Origin of the sequence: Gemmiger formicilis (assembly GCF_016901605.1) — a bacterium.
In the GTDB taxonomy this organism is placed as follows: Bacteria; Bacillota; Clostridia; order Oscillospirales; family Ruminococcaceae; genus Gemmiger; species Gemmiger formicilis_B.
This window is the reverse complement of record NZ_JACJKP010000507.1, coordinates 1-365: the sequence shown is the minus strand read 5'-3', so window position 1 is coordinate 365 and position 365 is coordinate 1. Positions and strand designations below refer to the sequence as shown.

General features: G+C 62.5%; 1 protein-coding gene. It reads right to left on the bottom strand.

Features of this window, described 5'->3' with window-relative positions; genetic code table 11:
* On the bottom strand, positions 1-339 hold a 339-nt coding region (locus H6B10_RS15675; protein WP_204652385.1), incomplete at its 3' end, for a hypothetical protein.
* Positions 340-365: the final 26 nt, after the last annotated feature.

Here is a 365-nt window from a genome sequence, read left to right as displayed (position 1 = left end):
CCGCTGCCCGTCAAAGTACCACCACACCGGCAAAAATACGGTGAACAGTTCACACCAGGCGGACCAGGTGGTGCGGAACGGCTGCATATTGTGCAAAAGCACCGGCGGCAGCAAAAACGGCAGGTAGAGAATGGCGAACCACCCCCGGGCCGGGGCCTTGCGCAGCCGGGCACGGGCCAGGGTTTCGGCTGCCGCCAGAAAGCAGCCCACAATGCCGGAGATCAGCAGGTTCTGGATAAGCACCAGACCGCCGGGCAGCGGCAGGAACATCAGGGAGAGGATGAACGCCCCGCTGGTGAGAAAATGCTGCCAGGGGGATGCCTGCAGGGTACGTGCCATCTGGAGAATCCCCAGATCATCGCATC